This is a genomic window from Hydrogenophaga sp. (assembly GCF_051007235.1).
Taxonomy (GTDB): Bacteria; Pseudomonadota; Gammaproteobacteria; order Burkholderiales; family Burkholderiaceae_C; genus Hydrogenophaga.
This window is the reverse complement of the sequence record NZ_JBPCSJ010000356.1, coordinates 20,545-28,628: the sequence shown is the minus strand read 5'-3', so window position 1 is coordinate 28,628 and position 8,084 is coordinate 20,545. Positions and strand designations below refer to the sequence as shown.

General features: G+C 67.8%; 6 protein-coding genes. All 6 read left to right on the top strand.

The window, feature by feature from the left end:
- Positions 1-201 precede the first annotated feature (201 nt).
- Entirely contained in the window at positions 202-1,332 is a 1,131-nt protein-coding gene (gene asd / locus ACR2JA_RS12800) for an aspartate-semialdehyde dehydrogenase (RefSeq protein WP_434009465.1), read from the top strand.
- A gap of 170 nt (positions 1,333-1,502) precedes the next feature.
- Complete coding sequence (locus ACR2JA_RS12795; RefSeq protein WP_434009464.1) at positions 1,503-4,259, top strand: FimV/HubP family polar landmark protein; 2,757 nt, start codon at positions 1,503-1,505, stop codon at positions 4,257-4,259.
- 90 nt (positions 4,260-4,349) lie between these two features.
- Entirely contained in the window at positions 4,350-5,138 is a 789-nt protein-coding gene (gene truA / locus ACR2JA_RS12790) for a tRNA pseudouridine(38-40) synthase TruA (RefSeq protein WP_434009466.1), read from the top strand.
- 98 nt (positions 5,139-5,236) lie between these two features.
- Positions 5,237-5,914 carry a phosphoribosylanthranilate isomerase gene (locus ACR2JA_RS12785; RefSeq protein WP_434009463.1) on the top strand — a complete coding sequence of 226 codons (678 nt, stop codon included), beginning with the start codon at positions 5,237-5,239 and terminating at the stop codon, positions 5,912-5,914.
- 52 nt (positions 5,915-5,966) lie between these two features.
- Complete coding sequence (gene trpB / locus ACR2JA_RS12780) at positions 5,967-7,253, top strand: tryptophan synthase subunit beta (RefSeq protein WP_434009462.1); 1,287 nt, start codon at positions 5,967-5,969, stop codon at positions 7,251-7,253.
- Entirely contained in the window at positions 7,250-8,059 is an 810-nt protein-coding gene (trpA, locus tag ACR2JA_RS12775; protein ID WP_434009461.1) for a tryptophan synthase subunit alpha, read from the top strand. The genes trpB and trpA overlap by 4 nt, the downstream gene beginning before the upstream one ends.
- Positions 8,060-8,084: the final 25 nt, after the last annotated feature.

The following is an 8,084-nucleotide window of genomic DNA, read 5'->3' as shown; positions in this document are numbered from 1 at the left end:
GTTATGTTTGCCACCAGCCCGTTCACTCTGAACATCGCATCCGCCGCCCTGGCGGGTGTGGCTGTGCGCGCAACCACCATCAAAACCACGACCATTAAGGGCTGATCCGGCCTGGTTCGTCGTGCGCCCTCCCCGGCCAGACGAGCCGGGCGAAAACAGTCTGGTCTGGCACTGTTTCTTAACTTGAAAGGGCGTTTTCAAATGAGCAAGTTGGTTGGTCTGGTCGGCTGGCGTGGCATGGTCGGCTCCGTGTTGATGGATCGCATGGTCGAGGAAAAAGACTTCGACCTCATCGAGCCTCTGTTCTTCTCCACGTCCAACGCTGGTGGCAAGGCCCCGGCGATGGCCAAGAACGAAACCACGCTGCAGGACGCGCACAACATCGACGCGCTCAAGCGCTGCGACATCATCCTGACGGCCCAGGGCGGCGACTACACCAACGAGGTCTACCCCAAGCTGCGCGCTGCGGGCTGGAACGGTCACTGGATCGACGCCGCCTCTTCCCTGCGCATGGAAAAGAACGCCGTCATCGTGCTCGACCCGGTCAACATGCCGGTGATCAAGAACGCCCTGGCCCACGGCGGCAAAGACTGGATCGGTGGCAACTGCACCGTCAGCTGCATGCTGATGGGCGTGGGTGCGCTGTACAAGGCAGGTCTGGTCGAGTGGATGAGCACCCAGACCTACCAGGCCGCCTCCGGCGGTGGTGCCCAGCACATGCGCGAACTGCTGACGCAGTACGGCACGTTGAACGCCGAGGTGAAGGCGCTGCTGGACGACCCCAAGAGCGCCATCCTGGAAATCGACCGCAAGGTGATCGCCAAGCAGCGCAGCCTGACCGGTACCGAGACCGCCAACTTCGGCGTGCCGCTGGGCGGCAGCCTGATCCCCTGGATCGACAAGGACCTGGGCAATGGTCAGTCCAAGGAAGAGTGGAAGGGCATGGCCGAGACCAACAAGATCCTGGGCATGGGCGAGGGCTTCGACTCGGCCGCCATCCCGGTGGACGGCTTCTGCGTGCGCGTGGGCGCCATGCGCTGCCACAGCCAGGCCCTGACCTTCAAGCTGAAGAAGGACGTACCGGTGGCCGACATCGAGGCCATGATCGCCGCGGACAACCCCTGGGCCAAAGTGGTGCCGAACACCCGTGAAGCCACCATCAAGGACCTGACGCCGGTGGCCGTGACCGGCACCATGACCATCCCGGTCGGCCGCATCCGCAAGCTGGCCATGGGCCCCGAATACGTCGGCGCCTTCACCATCGGCGACCAGCTGCTGTGGGGCGCTGCCGAGCCGCTGCGCCGCATGCTGCGCATCCTGCTCGACGCCTGATCGCACCCAGACCGGTGCACTCAATGCCGGCCCCTGGGCCGGCTTTGTCGTTGCACCACCACAACGCTGGGCGACCAACGGCACGCTCCGAAACTCAAGCGGAGTCTCAGCTTGTCACCGTAATGCGTTGATGTTATGGTCAATTCTCGGTTTCTTACGTCGAGGTTCACGTGCCCAACAACATCCACCACACCCCGTTTCCACAGGCCTGCGCCAGCCCCCGCACACCCGGCTCGCGCAGCCTTGCACGGTTGCATGCGGTGGCCGCGGCGGTACTGCTCTGCACCAGCCTGGGCGTCACGGGTGAGGCCCAGGCGCTGGCCTTGGGGCGCATCGTGGTGCAGTCGGCCCTGGGCGAGCCTCTGAGAGCCGAAATCGACGTGCCGGAAATCACCGCAGAAGAGGCCGCCAGCCTGCGCGTGGGTGTGGCGCCGGTGGACGCGTTCCGCGCCGCGGGCATGGAAATCAACCCCGCCCTGGGTGAACTGCAGGTGAGCCTGCAACGCCGGCCCGACGGGCGCCAGTACCTGCGCCTGACCAGCCCGCGCCCGGTCAGCGAGCCCTTCATGGACATGATCCTGGAGGCCAACTGGGCATCCGGTCGCATCGTGCGCGACTACACCCTGCTGTTCGACCCACCCAATCTGCGCCAGGCGGCTGCGGCCCCGCTCGCGCCGGGTGTGAGCACGCCAGCGGCCACCACCGCACCGGCTACGGCGTCGGTGCAGGCGCCCGCCCGCCCATCGGCGCCGACCATCGCAGCCGCGCCGGCTCCGCGGCCCGAAGCGCAGGCCTCACGCCCGCCTCGCCCCGCACAGCCACCCCGGCCTGCGCCCGAGCGCGCCGCCGCGCCGGCACCGGCACCAGCGGCCGCGCAAGGGGCCCAGCAACAGCGCGTGCGCGCCGGTGAAACGGCCAGCCGCATTGCCGCGCGCAACCTGCCGGCCAATGTGTCGCTGGACCAGATGCTGGTGGCCATGCTGCGCAGCAATCCCGACGCGTTCATCGGCGGCAACATCAACCGCATCAAGGCCGGGTCTGTGCTCGACATGCCGGGCCAGACCCAAGCCAACGCGATCCCGGCTGACGAGGCGCGTCAGGTGATCGCGGCCCAGAGCCGCGACTTCAACGATTTCCGTCGCCGCCTGGCCAGCAAGGTGCCCACCGCTGCTGTCGCAACGGCCGACCGCCAGGCCACCGGCCGCGTGCAGGCCGAGGTGGAAGACAAGAAGCCGGCCCCGCCCACGCAGGACAAACTGACGCTATCCAAGGGCGCGGCGCCAGCCCAGACCGCCCAGGAAGACAAGATCGCCCAGGAGCGCCAGAACAAAGAAGCTGCCAACCGTGCGGCCGAACTCTCGCGCAACATCGAAGAACTCGCCAAGCTCGGCACCAGCACCGCCGCGGCCACCGCGCCCGCTGCTGCCGCCGCCGGCACCTCGACCACCCCCAGCCTGAGCGTGCCCGGCGCTGCCGCCACCGCCGCGGCATCGGTGAGCACGCCGACGGCCGCACTGGCGACGCCAACCGCCACCGTGGCCGCCGCCGCGACCGAAACAACCACCCCTGCCGTGCAGACGCCGACAGCGGCTGCTCCGTCCCCTGCCCCCCTGCCCGCGCCCGAAGCCGAAGAACCGGGCTTGATGGCGCAGCTGATGGAGAACCCGCTGGTGCTGCCGGCCGCCGGTGGCCTGCTGGCCCTGCTGGGTGGCCTGGGTGTTTACCGCCTGCGCCAGCGCAAGAAGGGCTCGGGCGTGGACAGTTCGTTCCTCGAAAGCCGCCTGCAGCCCGACTCGTTCTTCGGCTCCAGCGGCGGTCAGCGCATCGACACGGCCGAAGCCGCCGCCTCGGGCTCGTCCATGGTCTATTCCCCCAGCCAGCTCGACGCGGCCGGTGATGTGGACCCGGTGGCCGAAGCCGACGTGTACCTGGCCTATGGCCGGGACCTGCAAGCGGAGGAAATCCTCAAGGAAGCGATGCGCAGCACGCCCACCCGTGTGGCGATCCACAACAAGCTACTGGAAATCTACGCAAAGCGGCGCGACGCCAAGGCCTTTGAGGTGGTCGCCACCGAGGCCTATGGCCTGACGCAGGGCGAAGGCCCCGAGTGGGAACACGCCTGCGAACTGGGCAAGGAACTGGACCCCGGCAACCCGCTGTACCAGCCTGGTGGCAGCCCGGCGCCCAAGCCTGGCGCTCCTGCGGGTGCGGCCACGGTGCCGTTTGGCAGCAGCACGCTGGCACAGCACACGCGACCTGGCATCCCGTCTCTGCCGCCCGAGGTCGCCGACATGGACCTCACACTGGATCTGGACCTGGACGAGCCGTCGGGTCACGCCGAACTGACGGCTGCTGCGGCGTCCGCCGCGCCCGATGCGGCCATGTCGGGCATGGACGACCTCAACAGCACCGAACTGTTGACCAGCGCGTCGGCACCGGCGGTGACCGCGGATCCGTCGGGACCGCCGTCCATGTCGATGGACTTCGATCTGGATTTCCCGTCTGAACCCATCGCGCTGACGCCCGAATCCGCACCGAGCATGAGCGTGACCTCTGCCGGCGATGCGCCGACCTTCGACACGAGCGAAGTGCTGCCCGACTTTGCACTGGACGCACCGCCGGTGCTGACTCCGGTGATCGACGCGCCGGTGGCGCCACCCCCTGCCGACATGCTGTCCTTCGATCTGAGCGACATCAACCTGGACCTCAGCGAGAAAGCCCCCGCCCAACCGGCCATGGAAGCCGAACCATCCGGACTGGGCGACCTGACGGCCGAGAATCCGCTGGAAACCAAGCTGTCGCTGGCGGAAGAGTTCCGTGCGATCGGCGACCTGGAAGGCGCCCGTTCGCTGGCCGAAGAAGTGCTGGCCGAAGCCTCGGGCTCCCTCAAGTCCAAAGCCAGCGCGTTCCTGAACGATCTGGCCTGATCGCCCCGGACGAACCCGCTCTTGTCTGACCCGACGCTGCCCGGCAACCGCGCCAACGAAACCGCCAGCACCAGCGCGCCGCCACCGGGCCTGCGGCGCATCGCGCTAGGAGTGAGCTACCACGGCCGTGTCTATGACGGCTGGCAGAGCCAGCCCAGCGGCAACACCGTACAGGACAAGCTGGAACGGGCGCTGGCACAGTTCACCACGCTGGCATCGGTGGACACGCTGTGCGCCGGTCGCACCGACGCCGGTGTGCACGGGCTGATGCAGGTGGTGCATTTCGACTGCCCGCTGCAGCGCCCGGACACCGCCTGGGTGCGCGGCACCAACCGGTTTCTGCCGCCCGACATCGCCGTGCAATGGGCGCGTGAGGTGCCGCCGGGCTTTCATGCCCGCGCCAGCGCCACAGGGCGCCGCTACGCCTACGTGCTGCTCGAATCGCCGGTGCGACCCAGCGTCGACAACGGCCAGGTGGGCTGGGTGTTCCGGCCGCTGGACGGTGCGGCCATGCAACAGGCCGCGAACACGCTGCTGGGCGAGCACGACTTCACCTCGTTCCGCGCGTCGGCCTGCCAGGCCCCCAGCCCGGTCAAGGACATGCGGCGCATCGACATCACGCGCCGCGGCGCCTACTGGCGCTTCGAGTTCGAGGCGTCGGCTTTCCTGCACCACATGATTCGCAACGTCATGGGGTGCCTGGTGGCCATCGGGACGGGTAACCGTCCGCCCCAGTGGATGGCCGAGGTGCTGGCCGCCAAAAGCCGCGATGCCGCTGCGCCCACCTTCGCCCCGGACGGGCTGTACTTCCTCGGACCGGTCTACGATCCGTCCTGGAACCTTCCCGACCGGACGCCGGCCTTCGACTGGCTTCCTTAGTACCCTCCGCGCCGCCTGCGGCGTCACCCCCCAGGGGGCGGCACTGGCAGCCCGGCAAAGCCGGCGCTGCGGTGCCCTTGAACGATTCACCTCTGCTGATGAACACCTCTCGTACCCGCATCAAGATTTGTGGTCTCACGCGTGAGAGCGACGTGGACGCCGCCGTGCAGGCGGGCGCGGACGCCATCGGCTTCGTGCTCTACCCGCACAGCCCGCGCTATGTGAGCCCGGAACGCTCGGGTGAGCTGGCGCGCCGCCTGCCGCCCTTCGTCACGCCGGTGCTGCTGTTTGTGAACGCCAGCCCCGAGTTCATCGCGCAGGGTGTGGCCGCCGTGCCCCACGCGCTGCTGCAGTTCCACGGCGACGAAACGCCCGCCGACTGCCTGGCCGCCGGCCGCCCGTTCATCCGCGCCGCGCGCATTCCCCCCGGCCAGGCCGGCGCGGGCTTCGATCTCCTAAAATACGCGTCCGACTTCGCCGCCTCGCAGGCCATCCTGCTCGACGCCCACGTAGAGGGCTACGGCGGCGGCGGTCAATCCTTCGACTGGAACGCTTTCCCTTGGTCACATCCGCTACTAAACGCCAGCTCTCGCCTCGTTTTGTCTGGTGGACTCACGCCTGCAAACGTGACCGATGGCATCCACCGCGTGCGGCCCTGGGCCGTTGACGTGAGCTCCGGCGTCGAGGCCTCCAAAGGCATCAAGGACGCCGACAAGATGCTCGCCTTCGTGGCCGCCGTGCGCGCGGCCGACACCCCGTCATCCCGTCCGAGCTGAACCCGCTGCAGGGTCGCTCGTGCCCCAGAACCCAGTTCGAACCGAGGACCCCATGGACACCTACCAGCAACCCGACGCCCGCGGCCACTTCGGCATGTACGGCGGCAGCTTCGTGAGCGAGACGCTCACCCACGCCATCAACGAGCTCAAGGCCGCGTACGCGAAGTACCAGCACGACCCCGAGTTTCTGGCCGAATTCCGCAAGGAACTGGCCCACTTCGTCGGCCGGCCCAGCCCGGTCTACCACGCCGAGCGCATGAGCCGCGAGGTCGGTGGCGCGCAGATCTTCCTCAAGCGCGAAGACCTCAACCACACCGGCGCGCACAAGATCAACAACGTGATCGGCCAGGCCATGCTCGCCAAGCGCATGGGCAAACCGCGCGTGATCGCCGAGACCGGCGCCGGCCAGCACGGCGTGGCCACCGCCACCATCTGCGCCCGCTACGGCCTGGAGTGCGTGGTCTACATGGGCAGTGAGGACGTCAAGCGCCAGAGCCCCAACGTCTACCGCATGAAGCTGCTGGGCGCGACCGTGGTGCCCGTGGAATCGGGCAGCAAGACGCTCAAGGACGCGCTCAACGAAGCCATGCGCGACTGGGTCGCCAACGTGGACAACACCTTCTACATCATCGGCACCGTGGCCGGCCCGCACCCGTATCCCATGATGGTGCGCGACTTCCAGAGCGTGATCGGCAACGAATGCCTGGTGCAGATGCCACAGATGCTGAAAGAAGCCGCCTGCACCGGCGAGCAGCCCGACGCCGTGGTCGCCTGCGTGGGCGGTGGCAGCAACGCCATGGGCATCTTCCACCCCTACATCGACCACAACGCCACGCGCCTGATCGGCGTCGAGGCTGCCGGCGAGGGCCTGGACAGCGGCAAGCACTCAGCCTCGCTGCAAAAGGGCAGCCCTGGCGTGCTGCACGGCAACCGCACCTACGTGCTGCAGGACGACAACGGCCAGGTCACCGAGACGCACAGCGTCAGCGCCGGCCTGGATTACCCGGGCGTCGGCCCCGAGCACGCGTTTCTGAAGGACATCGGACGCGCCGAGTACGTCGGCATCACCGACACCGAAGCGCTGGAAGCCTTCCACTACCTGTGCCGCACCGAGGGCATCATCCCCGCGCTGGAATCCAGCCACGCCGTGGCCTACGCCATGAAGCTGGCCAAGACCATGAAGCCCACGCAATCGGTGCTGGTCAACCTCTCCGGCCGTGGTGACAAGGACATCGGCACCGTGGCCGATCTGTCGAACGCCGACTTCTACTGCCGCCCCAGCTGCCGCGGCCAGTCCGTCAAGGGCGGCGCCGAATCCGTTGTGAAGGTCTCCAAATGAGCCGCATCGAAAAAACCCTGGCCGATCTGAAGACCCAGAACCGCAAGGCGCTGATCCCCTTCGTCACCGCCGGCTTCCCCTATGCCGACATCACGCCCAAGCTGATGCACGGCATGGTCGAAGGTGGTGCCGACATCATCGAACTGGGCGTTCCGTTCTCCGACCCCTCGGCCGACGGCCCGGTGATCCAGAAGGCCGGCGACCGCGCGCTGGCCCTGGGCATCGGTCTGGCGCAGGTGATCGCCATGGTGCGCGAGTTCCGCAAGGACAACGCCACCACGCCGGTGGTGCTGATGGGTTACGCCAATCCGATCGAGCGCTACGACCAGAAGCATGGCGCCGGCAGCTTCGTGCGCGACGCCTCGGCCGCCGGCGTGGACGGCGTGCTGGTGGTGGACTACCCGCCAGAAGAATGCGAAGACTTCGCCGCCACGCTGCGCGCCGCCAACATGGACCTGATCTTCCTGCTGGCGCCCACCAGCACCGACGAGCGCATGGCGCAGGTCGCCCGCGTGGCCAGCGGCTACGTCTACTACGTCTCGCTCAAGGGCGTGACCGGCGCCGGCACGCTGGACGTGGGCCAGGTCGAGGCCATGCTGCCGCGCATCCGCGCGCATGTGAGCATTCCGGTCGGCGTGGGCTTCGGCATCCGCGATGCCGAGACCGCCAAGGCGATTGGCAAGACCGCGGACGCGGTCGTGATCGGCAGCAAGATCATCCAGCTGATCGAGAACGAGCCGTTCGAAAAAGTCGTTCCGGTGGCAGCACATTTCCTGCGCAACATCCGGAAAGCGCTGGACGCATAATCCGCCATCTTCAAGCCGGCCCCAG

Excerpts from the sequence above, each read along its gene's own strand:
- asd (WP_434009465.1), top strand. The coding sequence starts at position 202 with ATGAGCAAGTTGGTTGGTCTGGTCGGCTGGCGTGGCATGGTCGGCTCC.
- ACR2JA_RS12785 (WP_434009463.1), top strand. The coding sequence starts at position 5,237 with ATGAACACCTCTCGTACCCGCATCAAGATTTGTGGTCTCACGCGTGAG.
- trpB (WP_434009462.1), top strand. The coding sequence starts at position 5,967 with ATGGACACCTACCAGCAACCCGACGCCCGCGGCCACTTCGGCATGTAC.
- trpA (WP_434009461.1), top strand. The coding sequence starts at position 7,250 with ATGAGCCGCATCGAAAAAACCCTGGCCGATCTGAAGACCCAGAACCGC.